Genomic DNA, 18210 nt, shown 5'->3' with positions numbered 1-18210 from the left:
AATTTATTCTATCACACTTCGTCAGCCGTGGCAATCAGTCCATCAATGTCTACGATTTCATCAAGCGGAATCCGGTCCCCGCTCTGCAGTACGATTTCATTCAGATAGGTGTCAATCCTCCGGATACATCCGGACTTTTTCTGGTAGGAGCCACCTTCCTTTTTCTGATCCGGTACAAAATATTCAAAATCCACTTCCCGTGGTTCCTGACTCTGGCATACTTCCCGTAAATACAGATCCAGTATCTGTCTGCAATCCTCACTGAGTCTGCGTTTCCGCTCGGTCAGTCTTTCGGTCTCCCTGATTGCATCTTTATGTCCGGTCAGCGCTGCAAACGGGGCAAACTGCGCCGCTCTGTCCTGCCTTGACATCTGCGGATGTCTGACCGATACATGATGCGGTAAATGAATGATATCCTCGTATCCTGTCATGCCTTATGCCCTCCGATCTGCTCATTCCGCGCTTTGGTAGTGGCTCCTTCCTGAAAATTAAGTCCCTTCAGAATTGCATTCTTCCCATACTTCTTCTTAATCGAAAGTACTGCCTCCTGCATCTTCTTCTCCCGTTCAAGCTTCTCATCCTGCTTCTTCTTTTCATTACCTCCGGTAAAATCAGTAAACAAATCCAGTTGCCGAAATTCTGTCTTATCTACCGCTTTCTTTTCATCCAATACGTGATTCGCCGCCATCGAAATCCGCCGCACCATCAAATGCGGATTCAAAATCCGGTCATACAGTTCCATCACTGCATCGGTTATCATTCTCGCAGAAGCTGTATACTCTCGTAGATTCGCTGTTCCATGTGCATGCTTTGGAATCTTTCTTCCATACCGGTCCACTGTCACCTCCCCTGTATAACCTTTTCCATTTCTCAGATTCTCGATATCATATCCGACAGTCAGCACGATCTGATCCGTAACCAGATGCTTTTCTACAAGATCAAGTGTCAAAAGGTCCAGCATCTCTTTAACCACAATTTTCGCCTTTTGGGCATCATACGGGCAATGTAGTACCTGTCCTGCACCAACACTGTTATGCTCCGGCTGATACGCTTTTACATCTGCAATCGTACACGGTTCCCACCCCCAGGCATGATCGATCAGAAGTTCTGCATTCACACCGAACATTTTATACAAAAGCTCTTCGTTATAAAATTCATTCTCTTTTCCAACCGAACATCTGGCAATATCTCCCATGGTATACAATCCACATTGTTCCAGCTTTTTCGCATAGCCTCTTCCCACACGCCAAAAATCCGTAAGCGGTCTGTGGTTCCACAAAGATCTGCGATAACTCATCTCATCCAGACTTGCAAACCGGAAACCATTCTCATCCGGTTCGCTATGCTTTGCCATGATATCCATCGCAATCTTCGCCAGATACAGATTCGTACCAATTCCAGCTGTCGCCGTAATCCCGGTCTGCTCATAGATTTCCCGCATTATCTTTCCTGCAAGTTCTTCCGGTGTCAGCCGGTAAGTATGCAGATAATCGGTAACATCCATAAAAACCTCATCGATTGAATAGACATGTATGTCTTCCGGTGCAACATACTTCAGGTAAATGTCATAAATCCGGGTGCTGTACTTCATATAGAGTGCCATCCTCGGAACCGCCGTGATATAATCCAGTGCAAAGCTTCGGTCTGCCTTTAATTCCCCGGTGTCACAGGATTGCCCGGTAAATTCATGTCCTCCATTTTTCCGCTTTCGCTCGTCGTTAATCTCCTTCACCTTCCGGACAACCTCAAAAAGTCTTGCCCTTCCCGGAATCCCATATGCTTTCAGTGCAGGAGAAACCGCAAGACAGATCGTCTTCGTTGTCCTCTCCGGATCGGCTACAACCAGATTCGTCGTAAGCGGATCCAAATTCCGTTCCTTGCACTCCACCGAAGCATAGAAAGATTTCAGATCAATTGCTACATAACTGCGTGTCTGCTCCGGCATTCGCTGCACCTCCTAACATTTTTTGAGAGAACATATGTTCTTTTTCCGATTATACTATATTTTTTCGCCGACCACAAGATTACAACTATAAATTTTTTATTTTTTAAGCAGTTGGATATTCAGATCCACATTTCCTTCAATCCCCGACACACTTCCTGTACTGGAATACTGCCACATACTGAACCTATACGGCGTCTGCGGAAGTTCTTCATAATCTGCATACCAGACCGGATAATCCAACAGCTTTTCCAGATCCAGTTCATACGCTTCCCACAGCATATTGCTGTAAATCATGGCATCATATCCCGCTTCTTCTATTTCTTTACAAAATACCTTCGCATTTTGGGTAAATTGTTCTCCCGTTACACCATCCGTCCGTGCTTCGTCTTCCAGAATATGCTCTGGATCGTACACAACCGGCATCTGAAGCTCCTGCCCTTTCAAATGTTCCAGAACAAAATCAGCCTCTTCCTTTGCCTCTTCTTCATTTACCGCCTGCGAGAAAAAATAAACGCCCACATCTATTCCAGCTTTTCGGGCATTTTCCATATTCTGTTCAAACTTCTCGTCTGCATTTAACGTACCTTCTTCACCATAGCCACGATATCCGATCCGCAAAATTGCGAACTCATAGCCTGCTGCTTTCACCTGCTCCCAGTCAATATCTCCCTGAAAAACAGATACATCTACGCCCAGCCTTGAAGTATATTTCTTATCCTCATAGCTGATCTTATTTTCATTTTTTACAAAAAGTGCTTTATCATACGGATTCTTCGCAACTGCTTCATTGATTTTCACCGTATAACGCTCTCCGTGTGCATCTACAAAATCAAGCGTATTTTTCTCATCTGTACTTTCCGCATTTTTTGCATCCGCAGAAGTTTCTGCTGTTTTCTTTCCAGAACATCCTGCAAGCAAAGCTACTAACATTCCGAAAATAATCCATCTTACTTTTTTCATCTATTCTCCATTTTTCTTCGTTATATTTTCCACAGATTCTAAAATGTAAACTGTGTATTGCTCCACAAAAGGTTATTATTTATCTCTTTTCTCTTCAAACCTGCAAGTGCAATTTTTTTATTTCAAAACATCTCATGTTATTGTTTATCAGCTTATCACGTGGCTGGAATGGACATGGATATGCATTTCAAAACATCTCATGTTATTGTTTATCAATTACCGGATCTATGCTTATATCTATCTGACAGAATTTCAAAACATCTCATGTTATTGTTTATCGACGGAATCGATCCAGAACAGATTCAGAAAGACCATTTCAAAACATCTCATGTTATTGTTTATCCTGGAATTCTGGGAAATATGCAGAACGAGTCTTATGATTTCAAAACATCTCATGTTATTGTTTATCTGCCGCTTAATGATTTTTCCGTCTTGCAATCTGTATATTTCAAAACATCTCATGTTATTGTTTATCGCGATTTAGAGGAAGAATCTTCAGCGGTAAATTTGTATTTCAAAACATCTCATGTTATTGTTTATCTTTGCTTTCTTGTCCTACAGTTCCTACTTTCTTCAACATTTCAAAACATCTCATGTTATTGTTTATCGGCAATTGCGTCCCAAAGAAAACTACTTCATTTGGATTTCAAAACATCTCATGTTATTGTTTATCGACGATCGCCTACACAGAGGATTCGCTCAAGGACAATTTCAAAACATCTCATGTTATTGTTTATCCACTCTTCCAGGTCTTTTATGCGGTTGTTCTCTACATTTCAAAACATCTCATGTTATTGTTTATCTAAATTGCTCTTGTTCAGAATTTCCGCATTGATAAGATTTCAAAACATCTCATGTTATTGTTTATCCATGGTGATATGCTGTATGTGATTATAGTTTGTATTATTTCAAAACATCTCATGTTATTGTTTATCCTACAACGCTGTTAAAACCTTCTACTATTCCAGAAAATTTCAAAACATCTCATGTTATTGTTTATCTGTGGTTCTTCCTATCAGCCGTAGCAGTTGTACTTGAATTTCAAAACATCTCATGTTATTGTTTATCTTTTAGACAGATCAGGAGAAAAAAACATGATTAATATATTTCAAAACATCTCATGTTATTGTTTATCGGGAAAAGTCATGCGAAAGCGTGGCTTTTTCTCATATTTCAAAACATCTCATGTTATTGTTTATCTGATTTCATTTAATAACCACAATAGTTCATTATCATATTTCAAAACATCTCATGTTATTGTTTATCATTTTAGGTTGGTCTTACAGTATAGATCAAACCACATTTCAAAACATCTCATGTTATTGTTTATCCCTCGCATTTCCGCGTTTTTAGTTTCTCCCCTCCCCTTTTTCCCCTTATATTTTCTATATTTCTCCATTTTTTACCAGCCAACACCCTTATCCTGGACCGCCCTACTTATCATCCCATAAATCTCTTAATTTTTCAAGCTTTCCTGGATTTTTCATTCTTTTTCCGCCTGGTAAAAATCCTATAATTATATCATTAAACTTTCTCCTGTTACCTCCCCTCCATTTCCCAAAACTTCTTCTCCAAACACATTGTCATTCATCAACTTGATAATGCAAATAAAATCTTCATCCTTGTCTATTACCTGGTTCAAATCCTTCCGCAATTGTATAAACTTTGATGGCGTCATCTCTCCTCTAAATACAGACTTTTGAAAATGTGAAAGATACTTTTTACAGATCTTAAACACTTTCTGAACTCGTTTTTCATTCACATCATAAAACAAAAATGCATAATTATAATTCAATTCTTTCTTCTTTTTCATTACATCCCTTCTTTCAATGAAAATGGAACAAATTCTTTCTCTTCCAGTATATTTTTAATCAGCTTATAGCAATCCAGCTTCAATGCCGTGCGATATGAAACTTTTCGTTTTAATTTGGGATGCATAAATACACTTTCCAGACGTTCTTCAAATGACTCAATAAATATTTTTCTGCCTTCCTCATTTAAAACACAATAGTTTACCTGCTTATCAAAGTGTTTTTCTACCTGTAATCTGCGATTGTTTACCAAATCAAATATCGTTTTAAATACAATTACCGGCTTAAACACTTCACTGAGATCCAGGCTTAAAGAAAATCTTCCTTCTGATGGTTCGTGAAGAAAACTGATCCTTTGATCCAGATGTGTCTGATAAATTGCAGCAATTGTCTTCGTATATAACAGTGTATTTCCAAAAGAAATCAGCGCATTAATTGGGTTATCCGGCGGTCTTTTCACTCGCTTATTCATAACAAAATCTTCCGGAAGAAAATATACAAAGTCGCCATAAAACCTCATCCATACTTCTCCTTCATATACCATCAACTCTTTTACATCTTCAGCTTGTACTACCTGTGGAAAAAATGATTTCTTTATCCAGTCTATTGTATTTTTTACTTCCTTTTTCCCATGTTTATAGTAGTGATAAAGGACTTCATAAATATTTACTCCAATTCCTTTTACAATCGCCCTTGCTATATCCATTCTGTCATTCTGATATTTCACTGCTTGCTTTACAAGTAATTTTCCACTCAGATAATGATCTTTTGGGTAATAAGTCCCACTGTATCCACCATAATAATTGAAAAAGTGAATGATAATATGATTCTGTGACAGAAAGTCCAACAACTTTGTGTTAATACCCACTTCGTTAAAGCAATAAATTTCTTTTGTGTTTTCCACTGGAATATATACATTCCTTCCATTTTTCCGAAAGCAAAGCGAATTATCCTTTCTGGTCAGTTCTCCAATGGACATGATATATCTTGTACTTCCCATTTACATCCTCCCAATTTTAAATATAGCAGTATTCATAATAAGCACATTTTTTGCATGTATTTTTATGAATACATTCTGGCGGTTTCTCTTCTGCGATTAGTGCTTCAATCTCCTGAATATAATCGAATAGCTGCTTTTCCACTTCATCAGTAAGTTCCAGATAAATAATCCTTTTATCTTTCTTATTCTTCTCCACAAATTCTAGCTTTCCTTTACGCAGAATTCCTTTTTTCTTCAAAACACTTAGGTAATATAAAAGTTGCCATTTTGCTGATTCCGGATCAGCATCGGACTTTTTCACTTCAACCAGATATTCTTTTGTCAGCTTATCCAGACAGATATTTTCAATTACAATTTCTGAGTTCGTACTATTTTCTGCTCTTTCCTCATGAATCGCTTTTCCAATCTTCACCTGCTCACTGTTATCTTCCAGATTCAAACGATTTCCATGCAGATAGCACTGCCTTTTGCAGTGAAAATAGTAATTAATCAATGTTCCATTTATTCTCACAGGCTCACCTCATTTCCTAAATAAACAAGTCCTTCCCCTCTTCAAACAGCTCGCGCCTTAAAATATCGTTTTCATCGAAATACACTTCTCCATTTTCAATATAATAAAGCTCACCAATCTGTTCATCCTCCATAAATTCTGCCTTGCAGCTGAACTGATAAATGAATGCATTCATTTTACTTCGAACGTTATGCAGCTTCACTTTGCGCTCAGAATATTCCATCTCTGTTTCTTCAATCAGCTGTTTATATTCATCCCACACAAGCCTTCCATCAATTTCTTCTCCATTTTCTTCTTGGATAATCCTTCCCAGATAAACAGATTTCATCAATCTGTTATCATTGATTAACTGCATCCGCTTATCCACCTTCGGCATATCAAGATTTCCTACTGTTTTCTGGAAAAAATCTTCTATATTTTCATCATTACATTTCTTTTTTTCCGCCAGTACCAGCGGAAGAATTCCATTTTCATAATAGGCAGGAAAGTTTTTCGCAGTCAGGAGCTCCCTCATTTCTTTATTCACCAATGTTTTATCCTTCTCAATTCTTTTGTCCCCACTGTATATTTTCTCAGCATTATCCAAATCAAAGAAATAGACAATGCCTGACTTTCTTCCCGACCGGTTGATTCTTCCCATAAACTGTTCTTCACTGTCCAGTCTGGAAATATCTTTATAGCCGATATCCATGTCTATATCTACACCCGCTTCAACTACCTGCGTTGCAACCAGTATAACTGAATCTAATGCTTCTATTTTCCGAATCATTCTCTTTCGATCCAGAATGCTGCTGTCACCTGTCATTAAAAATACCGGTATTTCACTTTTTTCACATAAGATTCGATAACATTCTTCGGCACTTCTCTTTCTGATAAATTCAATCAAAACTTTTTTATTTTTCCCAGCTTTTTTTACAATCTCATCCGTCAGATATTCCATCGTCATTTTCTGTTCCAACAGACTGTAATCCGCCACAACTCTTCTGGCAAATTTCGGATGATTAAAATATTTTTCTCTGTTTTCAATCAGACGTATTGTTTGGCAATGATTATCTGTCAGTATATCGAGATTCGGCAACGTTGCAGACATAATAATAATTTTCATCTGCATAAGTTCCGCAAAACCTTTTAAAAATGTAATAATTTCACCCCATAATTCATTTTTATAACTCTGTATCTCATCTAAAATAATCACCGAATGACTCAACTGGTGAAATCCAAATACATCCTCCTTCGCATGTCCAAACATTGTTCTGAAAAGCATGACATGGGTTGACAAAACAATCGGATAATTCAGGAACTGTCTGTCCAGTAAAATCCGATTCCAGTCATTTCCTTCGTCTCTGTCTTTCATTGGGACGAGTGAATTTACAACTGCTACCTGTGACATCACCCTTTCATTTTCACCAAAAATCTTTCCGATAGATTCCATATTTTGCTCTACCAGCGTATTGAACGGATAAATATAAAATATTTTATTTAATTTTTCATTTTCCCTGATAAGCCGAAATCCCAGATTCATCGCTGTATTACTTTTTCCACTTCCAGTCGGAGCTTCAAGATAATAGAATGTCTGATCTGAATTTTGCTTCAGAACCCGTTCTGCATCCAGAAACATCTCCGTTCTCAGAATATTGATTTCATCAATTTTTTCAAGTTTTTCCTTCTCCATCGGATATGTCTCTTTTTCATATTCACGGATTTTCTTCTGCACATCCCCACTTTCATAGATATCAATCATATCCTCATAATCGACGATCTCTCCAAAATCCAGCATCCTGGCACCATTCATGAATTCCGTTGTCGCATAATAATCGGCTACCACCAGAAGAGAATACAAAAGCTTCGTTAATCCGTATAAATAGACTGTTTTCTTTACATCTTCTTTCTGCATCCGCCCAAACATCTTTTTCCAGTCTTTCCGCATCTTAGATATCCCACTCTCATGCAAAATATTCTCTTTCCACATCATATACCAAGATTTTGCCCTTTTCCCCAGATTCTCTCCTTCCATCTGTTTCCCTGTCAGACTTGCCATATATGTTTCAAATTCTTTTAATTCTCCATGATGTCGTGAAATAATATAAGAATAAATATATGCAAAATCTTTTAAAATTTCTGCCTCGGATTTTTTAATCAGCTGCTTTGATCCCCACATTTCATTGATTTTTCCAAGAAAATAATCCAAATAAAATACAGATGATAGAATCGAATGTCTGCTGCCAATATTTGGATCCGGCTTTACCTCTTCGTGCCACTTATGATGCATTTTATCACTCTGAAAATTTGGATTAATTTTTCCAAGATCGTGAACACTGACAATATTTACTGTCATAAGTTCAAATAGATTTCTTGATTCTTTACTTAGTTCCTCCAGGTAAACATTCTCAAACTCCTGAAAAATATCATCAATTTTTTTCCTTTTCACAATCTCTTTCCAATATTTCTGACAGAGTTCCGTATGTTCTCGCAGTGTTTCTTTTCTTTCGCCATTCTCTGAAAGATGTGCGAAACATACTTCTCCATACTCTGTAAATTCAGCAATCGGCAACATTAATTTTTCAATATCCATTTTCTATTCCTCTTACAAGAAAAGCCCCGCAAACTATGCAGGGCCTTCTGTTTTAGTAAAAAATCAATCTTCTGTTTGCTTCTTTATACACGATTTCTTCCGTTATTGTCACCGGCATATTTGTGTAACAAAATTTTTCATACTCATACAAATTCGTATAACCATTTAAGGCGATTGGAAGATTCTCTTCATATTTGAAAACTTCCAGATCATCCTCATCGTCTAACAGACACAGCTCTCCCTTTCGTTTTGGGAACATTCCGGAGATTTCCTGTTCTTGACAAGTTGTTTCTTCCAATTCAACAATCTGCACATTTTTTATGTCTGCAGGATGATCATTTTTCCCAAGATATGGCATATATACACATCGTTTCTGTTTCAGACTATCTGCAAGCTTCTCTGCCTTATCACAATCAATCAGCACATAAATATCCCATTTCGGATTTTCAAGCCACTGTTCTTTAACAATCAGATTCCCTCCCTGCTCCCCCGATGCATAACCTACGGAATTGTTAAAAAGCTGTACCTTTTTCGGAATATATCCCCGTTCATTTTGTGGAATGATTGAAATATGAAGCTTATTCAGTTTCTCATAAAATTCCGGATACTCTTTGACAATACTCTGTCCCTTTTTTATCTTTGTCCACTTCTTCTGTGCATAGCCATCATAACCTAAGATTGCACCAAACATTCCTAGAAGCGCAACTTTATGAATCTGCCCAAATGTAAAATAGTAGTAAGTATTTACTTCCGGTTTTTTAAAAAAGGCATTTTTGCCACTCAGTGTAAATTTTACAGCATTCATACATTACACCTCTTTTTGTGTAACTATATTATAAATTTTTGCCTCTTCAATTGCAGACACTAACTTGGTCGTATACGGGTTATAATACACTTCAACATTTTTTATTCTATCCTTCATAGCACTTAAGATTTCTGTGCAGTCACTGATATCAATCACATTTATTTCTTCCTCTTTTTTGAAAGTGATGTATTCTGATAAATTTGGAAGATATAAATCTGGATCTGTCTCTACAAAAATAGCAAATTCATTTTCACATCCTTCTTTCGCATTTGTTGCATAAGAAGTAGTCGCTACAAGCGCTGTTCTTTTGAAATTTTGATAATCTTCTTCTGTATAGCCTTCTGTTACACCAAGTTTTATCCATTCCTTGTATGTCATCGGATTGATCACGAATGGATAAAAATAGTGTGCTTCGTTGCTTGTAATTTTTGTGCCAAGAGTTGAATTCTTCGCTTCTTCCTTTTTCTCCTCATCTTTTGCGTCTCTAAACGGGGAAAGAATCTGCTGTTCCTCTGCAGTTGTCCCCTCATATTTGTTAAATCCCTGTCCAAACTGAACGGCTCCTGTTATTGATACATTCACTTTCGCCTTCGGTTCTGCAAAAGTCGCGCCAAAATTCTTCACATCGACAGCAGACAAAAGATTCGTCAGTACTTCTTTCCCATCCTTGGCATCTTCTAACTTATCCACATGGAAAATATCTTCATAACGTTCTTTGATTGATTTTGGAATAAGCGTATTATTTTCTCCGAATTTCATAGATTTAATGTAAAGGACCTTCTTTCCTTCATCATCCCACATTTTTTTCATTGGATACTTCAATGCTTTATCACTTCCATAAACTGTTCCATCGGACATACTTTTCGGATAGCCCGTAAAATCCGCATTCCAGTTTGCCATAATCGAAGAAATTCCCAATACACCATAAATTCTTTTTTCCATACTACGTTTCCTCCATTTCTTTTTTCGAAGATTCATAAAACAGACTGTTGCTCAGATACCCTGCAATAATTGGTTCCTGTCTTATTTTCCCTTCTAATTCATATCCCAGAACCATTCCGTACATATAATTAAATCGGCTGCTTCTTGTCGCGATCTCATGATTGTACTTCATAAAATATTGTTTTAATCTGGTTTGCAGCACCTCATTACTTGTTGCATTAAAAAATGGATTTGCAAGCGAATGTGTCTTTTCTTTTGCTTTACTCAGCGAAATATAATATCTGACAAGCTGCCCTACTGCATAGAAATATTCCTCATCGCTTTCAATTATCTGTTCTCCCCGACAATTGATCTTATCTCTTAATTTCTCTCTAATTTCACTGTATCTGTCTGCCATATTACATCCTCCAAAATACTCATCAAACGAACACATCAAATTAAACTGCTGTACAACTTTTCCCATATATCCATTTTTGATGGATTCTTTGATCACGTTCCTTGCTACTGTATGAAGAATTCTATCCATTCCAACTTCTCTGCCTTTATATAGCCATGCAAAAACCGCTTCCCTTGACCATATCAGAATTCGCTTCAATTCACCATTGATGCTCATTTCGTCCTCTGGTGTAAAATAATTACCTGTCAGCCATTTTGAATAGAACACTTCATTTACAATCTCCTGTAATCCCTGACGATTTACATACTCTTTGTATTTGCCTTCCCTATCTTCTGCACCTATCACATTTCGATACAAAAATTTCTTTTTCAGAAAATATTTATAATCCACAATGGTATCCTGATGATGAATCTCCAGTTCTTTTCCTTTTTGAATTTTTAGAAAATATCCCGAAAAATCACCCTCGACCATCTGGTCTCTTTTTTTACTTATAATCTTCTTTTCATCATAATCAAAAAAAATATCCGTCTCACCTGCATTTGCCTTGTTCATCAAGTAATCAAAAAACTTTCTCTGCCCGATTGCCTCTTCCGGCGTAATCAGATACGGAATCGTCATTTTTCGTGTCTTCTTTTCAAGATATGGCTTCTTGGAATTCAATCCTAAATTGTCATTTGAAAGCCCATAAATCTGACCATCAATCTCTACATTATAATCATTTTTGTTAAAAATTTTGGTCATTACATATCTCTGTTCTTCCTGAACATATAATTTTGGTTCTTCTGCGAAAAATATCTTCAGATAATTTTTACGGTTTAGATCCAATTCATCCAATCCAAAAATATGTCCTTTGATCCATTCACGGTTTTTTTCCAGCTTTTTCTGGTCTACTTCTCCAATCTTTTTGGCAATATAATCATACATCTTCCGGTCTTGTGATTTTTTGTACTTTTCTCTTGGATCTTTTAAAATATCAAAATACCGATCAATTGCTTCTTCATTCAATTTTCCATTATCAAAGCTGTCCCATTTCACCCAGAACGCCAGATAACTGTTAGAATGGATCACTTTCTTTGTATCCTGCGGCTTATCCATACTCACCAATCTGCTATGATAATCATAAAAACAGATTCTTTCATATAGCTTATCATCCACTGGGATTCTCTCAACAGTTCTGGTTTTCTTATCCATCCTGACTGAACACTGTCTGATCTCACCGTTCTTTTCCACCACAAGATAATCTCCATCTGCCAAAATATATTCATCCAAAATTAATCTGTCCGAATCCCCAAAACGCTTTTTCGTCCGTTCAAGCTCTGCTTCAAATATCTCCAGGCAATCTTTCAGCATCTTATCACCACCTTTTTATAGCCATCGGTAATTACAAAATCCCATTCCTCTGGAATTAATCTCTCCGATTCCCACACCAGTTAAAAAATACGCTAGTTCTTGTGCCTGCTTATTATCTGTAATTTTCAGATTCAGCTTATCACCCAGCAACCTGATTCCTTTATATTCCACTGGTACCGGTTTTCGGTTCAAAAAAGTAATCCCTGTATACAGTTGAAACTCTTCATCTATCTCCTCATTTCCAATGAACTGTTTATATTTTTTAATTGCATTTTCAAAAATCCGCCGTTCATATTCTTCCACCGAAGCCTGGACTTTCCAGTACCCCTGCTCCCACTTTTGTATCACTGGTGTCAGAGTGTAAATTTCACTGATCATCTTCCTTGGAACAATTCTACGCTCCGCAATAAGTCCTTTCATTTGATTCGAAGAATGATTGCTTAATTCTTTTGCAAAATATCTGGCAAGCTCTGCTTCTACTGTTCGGATCGTGATCGTGTAGATCTGTTCTTTCTTATAAATTCCATCCCTCTCCAGCGGGAATAAACCATTCATACAATATAACTTGTATTGATTCGTTTCATGGTAAGTTAGCCACTCCTGATCTTTAGTTAGAACAGAATCTATAAAATATGCTTCTGCTGTTAGCATTTTGGATAGTGGAATGTCTTTTAGAAGAAATACTTTTAGTCTGATTTCAAATACTGTTATTTGCTTTTGCAATTTTACACCTCCTTATAATCATTCAGTATTTATGCTTTATATAGTTTATAATAATGATACATCTATTTTTTATTTCTTACAAGATATTATTTTAATAATCTTGCATACTCTTCTTTCTAAATGTTATACTCTTCTTATATCTATAAATCTGTAACAATTTATTGTTTTTAAATGTATTTATGCTTTATTAATTAAACCGTAACATGAGATGTATCTATTCAAAAAGACGCCACAAAATTCTGCTATGATTTTCTTACAGAAAGCAGAGTTTGTAACGTCTTTTTTGATATCTCATCCTTGCCACTTTTCATATAACTCTTTCTACTTTTTCACATGCATTGTCATAAATTCTAACTTCAGTTGCATTCCTAATCCCTGTGCCAAACGTTTCATCATACTTAAACTTGGATTTCTTGTTCCATTTTCAATTCTACTTATATCTGCCTGTGTAATCCCCGTTCTCGCTGCCAGTTCTTTCTGTGTTATATTTTGACTTAAACGAGCATCAATCATTGCTCGTATGATGTCATATTCTGGCTGTAATGCATCATATTCTGTCTTTACCTGTGGTTTTGCAAAACTTTTTTCCTTATGATCTTTATAACTATAATCCCTATAGTTGTTCTTCAAACTTTTCACAACGCATGATTTCCTTCACCGCATCCGTCAGTGCATAAAACAAATACGCATCTTTCACTCTTGCTTCCGGATGCGAAAATGAGATGACAACAGATTTGTCATCTCTGAAATACCAGATTCCCCTTGAAGTCATTTTCCAGTCAACCTCTCTGTCCTTATAACATGCATCCATAAAAGCATACTCCGTACCACAGCAAATAATAAAGTCTGCTTTATACAAATCAATCTGCTCCTTGATAATGTCATGATGATCAACTGCTGCTCTGTAAATTTCACCATTATTTGAAGTATGTCCACCAGAAGTTTTCTTCAAATTGACCGCTGCTATTTTCTTCAACTCCCTCAAGCGTCTCTGTTCATTGTCCGTCTCCATCTCAGACCACGGAAATTCTTTTTCCCAGGACAGAATTCCTTCCGTCCAGCGTGCAATATTATCCCATGTCTGTGGTCTTCCACCCTCATAAACAAAATCCCGCAGGTCCCAGCTTTTTCCGCCATTTACTTCTTTTAAGATATATACGATCTTATATCTGGCATTTAAAAATTCCTGCTCACAGATCACTCCATCGACTACAATGTCTGGATCTTTTTCTCTTAATTTTTGAAATAAAAGCTCCTCTCGTTCTTTAATCGACATAGCTGTTTATTATTCTCCATAATCTTTAATTATACTGTAATTTATAATCCAAATTACCGTTTTGATAGTTCCAAGATAACTGTGTTTCCTATATTGTAAGGCTTTCTGATGTGTTTGTCACTCTTTTGTTTCTATCAGGTTACTAATGTAAAAGTTCGTTTACCTTTGCTTGAACAGCAGAATAATTTGGCTGCTGTACTTAGGAAGTACACACCTGTCGTGATGAGCAGTTTTCTTATTTTGATTGGATTTAAGTCCAGAGAATGCCCTGGATTCTGGATGCTATTTGCGTAACCACCTCCTCGCAGGCATAAGAAAAGCCCATCTGCACCGAGCAGACAGACTAAAAATGGATATAAAAATACCCTGCCAGCTTTCATCAGCAGGGTTGATTAGAATTTTTACTTGTAAAGGTCTTCCAACGTTATCAGCCGAACTTCACCTCGCTCTTGTGCCTGAAGAAGTCCATCTGTGAATCCGCCTTTCGAGAAGATATAGTAGTGATAGTTGTTGCCCTTTCCAAAAACTGAGGCATAATCCCGAATCAAATCGAGTTCATCCACACCGATTTTCTCATTCCGGTATTTGCATGAACCGATGATATAGTCTTTGCCCTCAACAGGAGTTCCGACGATATCAATCTGTATCTGCTTTTTCTTCTTCGGGTCTGTCCCCCACCACTGGCCGATTTCACTCAGCTCAATAGGAAGGCTGCCATCCTTCCCAACTGAAATTCACATCCTCAGTTATGGCACATATTACTGCACACTTCTGTACATAGCAACCTGTTTTTTGCGGTCTTTTGGACGACCCATCTTCTCCTTCACTTCATCCGGCACATCGATTAGCCCGAACCGATAGAACATTCCGTATATGTAGGTCACGCCTCGAATATCGCCCAGAGCTTTGGGTCTCTCTACTACTTCTTCTTTAATGTTCTTCAGTGCCAGCAGTACTGAACTCCATGCCAGGCTTTTACTGTTCTCCCGGCGGTCGATCCACAATTCTTTTGTGTACTCGCCGTTCCTGCCCTTTTTAATTTCGTAAGAGAATGGCAACCCGGAGTAGGTCTTAAATTTTACTCCAGTATAGGCCAGAACCACACCCCAGAAGTTTTCTTCTGTTGGCTCATCCCTCCACCGCTTCATTGCTCTATATCTCCGCTGCCGCTCTGCTCCGACACTGATCTTCCCTTTTTCTGCTGTGCTTGTGAAGTACACACCTTTCCGATATGGCAGGTACGAGGTGACGGAGGCTTTGGAAAGTTTCAGGGTGTTTGCAGTTGAGAGTATGGAGGTTTTGTAGTCTTGTGTTTCACGGTATTCTTGAAAGGTAGCTTGCACCTTCTCCGCCACTTCAGATTCATACACACCGGCCGTGATGAGCAGCTTTCTTACTTTGATTGGATTTAATCCCAGTTCTTCGCCGATGGCCTGCAAGGACATCTCAGAATCATAAAGTGCCACAGCACTTTCCATCTGCTCTTTCAGATTTTTCCCGGCATCGTACTCTGGCTTCAGCTTCTTTCGGCCTCCACCGGACTTCCGAGATTTATACTCTCTTTTCTTTCCCATGCTTATTCGTGCAGCTCCAGCGGCAGACCATCCGGATCATGGAAGAAAGTCATCTTCTTGCCGGTATAATCGTCAACACGAATCGGCTCACATTCAATACCTACCTCTGCCAGCTCATTCACCGTCTGCTCCACACTCTCTACACAGAAAGCAAGATGACGCAGCCCACATGCTTCCGGGCGGTTCACACGCTTCGGCGGGTTTTCCTCAGCGAAAATCTCCAGCTCTGTGTATTCATTGACACGAAGATCCAGCTTCCAGTCTTTGCGCTCCGGGCGATAGTTCTCTCTGATAACAGAGAATCCCAGTTTGTTCACATAGAAATCCTTAGCAGCTTCGTAGTCAGATACGATAATTGCAATATGATGTATTTTAGATAAGTTCATTTTCTCACGCTCCATTTCTTTAAATTTTGTTCTTCTTTTATTTTCGTTATAAACTATACGGCAGCCTTCAAAAAATACCGTGCGCACTCCTGGAGTTCAGTTTGTCCACACAGCATTTATTTTTGTTATTGGTTTACTTGTTTATTTCAGCTTTTCCAGAATCTCGTCCGCGCTCATGCCACTTGCCAGCAACTTCTTCAGCACAGCCTCTGCCTCGGTCTTCTTAGCCTCCTCAGCGGTCTTCGCATCTGCCTTTGCCTTCTTCGCTTCCAGCGTTGCCACTTCTTTTTCGGCCTTCTTCAGAGCAGTCTTTTTCTCCGCGATCTGGGATGCGTAGTCTTTGGTGATATTGGTTTTGGGACGGTTTTTGCTGCCTTTCGTTCCGGGCGTGGTGATAACCTCTTCCCTTTTTGGTTTAAGTATTACAGTGTCTTTGAGTGAGGGGAATATCATCCTAATGGAACCCATTCCTCAAATTTTCTAAGTCTGCAGTATGTCCCGTTTTTTTCCAGATGTTCTCTTACATCCTTCCATAAATCATGGACTCTCTTCATTTCGGCTTGTCCTTCTGGTGTATATCCAAGAAGCCACGGAACTTTTTCTTTTGAAATTTCTGGAATCAATTCATCTTGTTCCTTTATCACCATCTCATAAAGTTCCTGCAGTCTTTCACTTTGTGCAAGCTCGTAAATATTTTCCGTCTTAGCAAAAAACATTGACAAAGAAGTTTCAAAGGAATTTATCATTTGAAATGCCAATTTTTTTACTTCTTCAAAAAATTCCTTTTTTATTTTTTCCCCATCAGCCGAACAAACTTGGTCATCTTCACACCATATGCCAAGATTTTGTAAGCGACTCAAAGCCACTGATAGCATTCTATATGCTCTTAGCTGATAAGGCAAATGCGATTTATGTCCATAATCTGAAATTGTATTTTTATTCCACATTCGTTCCATTCCGGAATAGTTCCAAGTATATAGTAAATAAACCGCAAAAATAGACATTGCAAGTTCTTCTTTTAAATCATCAGCACCTATCTCTAAAATATTCGAAGGTGATTCTAGGAAACGAATACCTAGTAACCAACAAATAGCCTGATTATCAGCCTCATCTTCCTCTGTAATCTGAACATCTGGATTGTTTCCATATTCTGGATCTGCCACCTTTAAATCCAAATGCCCACCCCCAATGTGTGCCAATTCATGATATAAGAGCATTTGGATTGCCTCACTAAAAATCATGCCAGGAATATCATGTCTCGTGTCAAATTTCTGTTTAAATGGAGGCATACGGTATATAGGTGCTCTATACTGATGTGTGATGTACTTATACCCGTCCAATTCAATATATGTTTGAGGATTGTCATCAAACACAGTAACTATAAAATTCATAAAGGCCTTTAAGAATGCCACGTCAAATTCAATCACATATTTGGAGTTAAACTGCCTATCATAACTATTTACTGTCGTCTTGGGATAAAGGCTTTCTATTGAAAAGGCCTCTAACTTTAAGCGTAATTGGACATAAGGAATTTTTTTACATCCCGCTAATAATTCCCCAGTGTACGGATTAACCATAGCCGAATTATAAGCGTGCCGTATATGTTCAAGTTCATATGCCAGCCAAAGATATTCCGGATTGTCATACGACGTTAATTCGTCCTCCTGTGGCAACTTAAAACCCTGATCATCATTCAAGTGCTCCAAGAAACTCCTTAATTTATTCTTGAAATTATCAGACAGGTATACCCAACATCTCGAATACTCATCTTCATTTTCTTCAAGCTTTGCGAGTGGGGATTTAAAATAGAAATCCTGTCTTTCGGCCGTTCCCCTATAGGTGCTATCATTTTGACACATTGCTTGCACCTCCCAAATTTTCCCTTTCACATCTTCGCCGATCATAAGATCGTTGCCTGCTGCTCACCACAAAGAGGTGTGTGATTCATTCGAGCAGCA

The 18210-nt window shown here is 38.0% G+C and carries 18 protein-coding genes and 1 CRISPR repeat array; all 18 genes read right to left on the bottom strand.

All coding sequences use genetic code 11. The annotated features are described in order from the left end of the window. Positions 1–11: 11 nt before the first annotated feature. Positions 12–431, bottom strand: coding sequence for a hypothetical protein (locus tag AB5213_RS03220; RefSeq protein ID WP_368276319.1), 420 nt, complete (start codon positions 429–431; stop codon positions 12–14). Further along, positions 428–1945: a DNA methylase gene (locus tag AB5213_RS03215; RefSeq protein ID WP_368276318.1), complete on the bottom strand. Its 1518-nt coding sequence runs from the start codon at positions 1943–1945 to the stop codon at positions 428–430. The genes AB5213_RS03220 and AB5213_RS03215 overlap by 4 nt, the downstream gene beginning before the upstream one ends. 96 nt (positions 1946–2041) lie before the next feature. After that, positions 2042–2905, bottom strand: coding sequence for a glycoside hydrolase family 25 protein (locus AB5213_RS03210; protein ID WP_368276317.1), 864 nt, complete (start codon positions 2903–2905; stop codon positions 2042–2044). A gap of 119 nt (positions 2906–3024) precedes the next feature. Then, a CRISPR array of direct repeats spans positions 3025–4236; the repeat unit is 30 nt; unit sequence ATTTCAAAACATCTCATGTTATTGTTTATC. Between the two features lie 185 nt (positions 4237–4421). Then, positions 4422–4718, bottom strand: coding sequence for a CRISPR-associated endonuclease Cas2 (gene cas2 / locus AB5213_RS03205; protein ID WP_055248238.1), 297 nt, complete (start codon positions 4716–4718; stop codon positions 4422–4424). Next, entirely contained in the window at positions 4718–5716 is a 999-nt protein-coding gene (gene cas1b, locus AB5213_RS03200; RefSeq protein ID WP_368276316.1) for a type I-B CRISPR-associated endonuclease Cas1b, read from the bottom strand. Before cas1b ends, cas2 begins: the two co-directional genes overlap by 1 nt. Before the next feature lie 16 nt (positions 5717–5732). Then, a complete protein-coding gene (cas4, locus tag AB5213_RS03195) occupies positions 5733–6227 on the bottom strand; it encodes a CRISPR-associated protein Cas4 (protein WP_055248233.1) in 495 nt (164 codons plus the stop codon). A gap of 16 nt (positions 6228–6243) precedes the next feature. After that, a complete protein-coding gene (cas3, locus tag AB5213_RS03190) occupies positions 6244–8799 on the bottom strand; it encodes a CRISPR-associated helicase Cas3' (protein WP_368276315.1) in 2556 nt (851 codons plus the stop codon). 52 nt (positions 8800–8851) lie between these two features. Then, on the bottom strand, positions 8852–9604 hold the full coding sequence (gene cas5b / locus AB5213_RS03185) for a type I-B CRISPR-associated protein Cas5b (protein ID WP_349123480.1): 753 nt from the start codon (positions 9602–9604) through the stop codon (positions 8852–8854). Positions 9605–9607: 3 nt separating this feature from the next. Beyond that, a complete protein-coding gene (locus tag AB5213_RS03180) occupies positions 9608–10546 on the bottom strand; it encodes a type I CRISPR-associated protein Cas7 (protein ID WP_117556626.1) in 939 nt (312 codons plus the stop codon). A gap of 1 nt (position 10547) precedes the next feature. Further along, complete coding sequence (locus AB5213_RS03175) at positions 10548–12293, bottom strand: CRISPR-associated protein (RefSeq protein ID WP_368276314.1); 1746 nt, start codon at positions 12291–12293, stop codon at positions 10548–10550. A 15-nt stretch (positions 12294–12308) separates the two neighbouring features. Beyond that, complete coding sequence (gene cas6, locus AB5213_RS03170) at positions 12309–12944, bottom strand: CRISPR-associated endoribonuclease Cas6 (RefSeq protein ID WP_179973397.1); 636 nt, start codon at positions 12942–12944, stop codon at positions 12309–12311. 393 nt (positions 12945–13337) lie between these two features. Continuing rightward, on the bottom strand, positions 13338–13646 hold the full coding sequence (locus AB5213_RS03165) for a helix-turn-helix domain-containing protein (protein WP_368276331.1): 309 nt from the start codon (positions 13644–13646) through the stop codon (positions 13338–13340). Next, positions 13630–14292 carry a hypothetical protein gene (locus AB5213_RS03160; protein ID WP_368276313.1) on the bottom strand — a complete coding sequence of 221 codons (663 nt, stop codon included), beginning with the start codon at positions 14290–14292 and terminating at the stop codon, positions 13630–13632. The genes AB5213_RS03165 and AB5213_RS03160 overlap by 17 nt, the downstream gene beginning before the upstream one ends. A gap of 401 nt (positions 14293–14693) precedes the next feature. Then, the gene (locus tag AB5213_RS03155; protein ID WP_334298911.1) at positions 14694–15026 is read right to left on the bottom strand and encodes a DUF234 domain-containing protein; all 333 of its coding nucleotides are present in this window, start codon (positions 15024–15026) and stop codon (positions 14694–14696) included. Between the two features lie 24 nt (positions 15027–15050). Continuing rightward, positions 15051–15866 carry a hypothetical protein gene (locus AB5213_RS03150; protein ID WP_368276312.1) on the bottom strand — a complete coding sequence of 272 codons (816 nt, stop codon included), beginning with the start codon at positions 15864–15866 and terminating at the stop codon, positions 15051–15053. Between the two features lie 2 nt (positions 15867–15868). Further along, positions 15869–16252 (bottom strand): VOC family protein, encoded by a 384-nt coding sequence (locus AB5213_RS03145; protein ID WP_195479403.1) that lies wholly within the window; start codon positions 16250–16252, stop codon positions 15869–15871. A gap of 141 nt (positions 16253–16393) precedes the next feature. Then, positions 16394–16720, bottom strand: a complete 327-nt coding sequence (locus tag AB5213_RS03140; RefSeq protein ID WP_368276311.1) for a hypothetical protein — start codon at positions 16718–16720, stop codon at positions 16394–16396. Next, positions 16702–18156, bottom strand: coding sequence for a hypothetical protein (locus tag AB5213_RS03135; RefSeq protein WP_368276310.1), 1455 nt, complete (start codon positions 18154–18156; stop codon positions 16702–16704). The genes AB5213_RS03140 and AB5213_RS03135 overlap by 19 nt, the downstream gene beginning before the upstream one ends. Between the last annotated feature and the right edge of the window lie 54 nt (positions 18157–18210).

The organism is Coprococcus sp. RTP21204st1_G4_RTP21204_210225 (assembly GCF_040915385.1).
Taxonomy (GTDB): domain Bacteria; phylum Bacillota; class Clostridia; order Lachnospirales; family Lachnospiraceae; genus Allocoprococcus; species Allocoprococcus comes.
This window is presented reverse-complemented; position numbering and strand designations above follow the sequence as displayed.

What these genes read in the sequence shown, in the direction of transcription:
- AB5213_RS03220 (WP_368276319.1), bottom strand. Translation starts at nt 431, where the DNA reads ATGACAGGATACGAGGATATCATTCATTTACCGCATCATGTATCGGTC.
- AB5213_RS03215 (WP_368276318.1), bottom strand. Translation starts at nt 1,945, where the DNA reads ATGCCGGAGCAGACACGCAGTTATGTAGCAATTGATCTGAAATCTTTC.
- AB5213_RS03210 (WP_368276317.1), bottom strand. Translation starts at nt 2,905, where the DNA reads ATGAAAAAAGTAAGATGGATTATTTTCGGAATGTTAGTAGCTTTGCTT.
- cas2 (WP_055248238.1), bottom strand. Translation starts at nt 4,718, where the DNA reads ATGAAAAAGAAGAAAGAATTGAATTATAATTATGCATTTTTGTTTTAT.
- cas1b (WP_368276316.1), bottom strand. Translation starts at nt 5,716, where the DNA reads ATGGGAAGTACAAGATATATCATGTCCATTGGAGAACTGACCAGAAAG.
- cas3 (WP_368276315.1), bottom strand. Translation starts at nt 8,799, where the DNA reads ATGGATATTGAAAAATTAATGTTGCCGATTGCTGAATTTACAGAGTAT.
- cas5b (WP_349123480.1), bottom strand. Translation starts at nt 9,604, where the DNA reads ATGAATGCTGTAAAATTTACACTGAGTGGCAAAAATGCCTTTTTTAAA.
- AB5213_RS03180 (WP_117556626.1), bottom strand. Translation starts at nt 10,546, where the DNA reads ATGGAAAAAAGAATTTATGGTGTATTGGGAATTTCTTCGATTATGGCA.
- AB5213_RS03175 (WP_368276314.1), bottom strand. Translation starts at nt 12,293, where the DNA reads ATGCTGAAAGATTGCCTGGAGATATTTGAAGCAGAGCTTGAACGGACG.
- cas6 (WP_179973397.1), bottom strand. Translation starts at nt 12,944, where the DNA reads ATGCTAACAGCAGAAGCATATTTTATAGATTCTGTTCTAACTAAAGAT.
- AB5213_RS03160 (WP_368276313.1), bottom strand. Translation starts at nt 14,292, where the DNA reads ATGTCGATTAAAGAACGAGAGGAGCTTTTATTTCAAAAATTAAGAGAA.
- AB5213_RS03150 (WP_368276312.1), bottom strand. Translation starts at nt 15,866, where the DNA reads ATGGGAAAGAAAAGAGAGTATAAATCTCGGAAGTCCGGTGGAGGCCGA.
- AB5213_RS03145 (WP_195479403.1), bottom strand. Translation starts at nt 16,252, where the DNA reads ATGAACTTATCTAAAATACATCATATTGCAATTATCGTATCTGACTAC.
- AB5213_RS03140 (WP_368276311.1), bottom strand. Translation starts at nt 16,720, where the DNA reads ATGGGTTCCATTAGGATGATATTCCCCTCACTCAAAGACACTGTAATA.
- AB5213_RS03135 (WP_368276310.1), bottom strand. Translation starts at nt 18,156, where the DNA reads ATGATCGGCGAAGATGTGAAAGGGAAAATTTGGGAGGTGCAAGCAATG.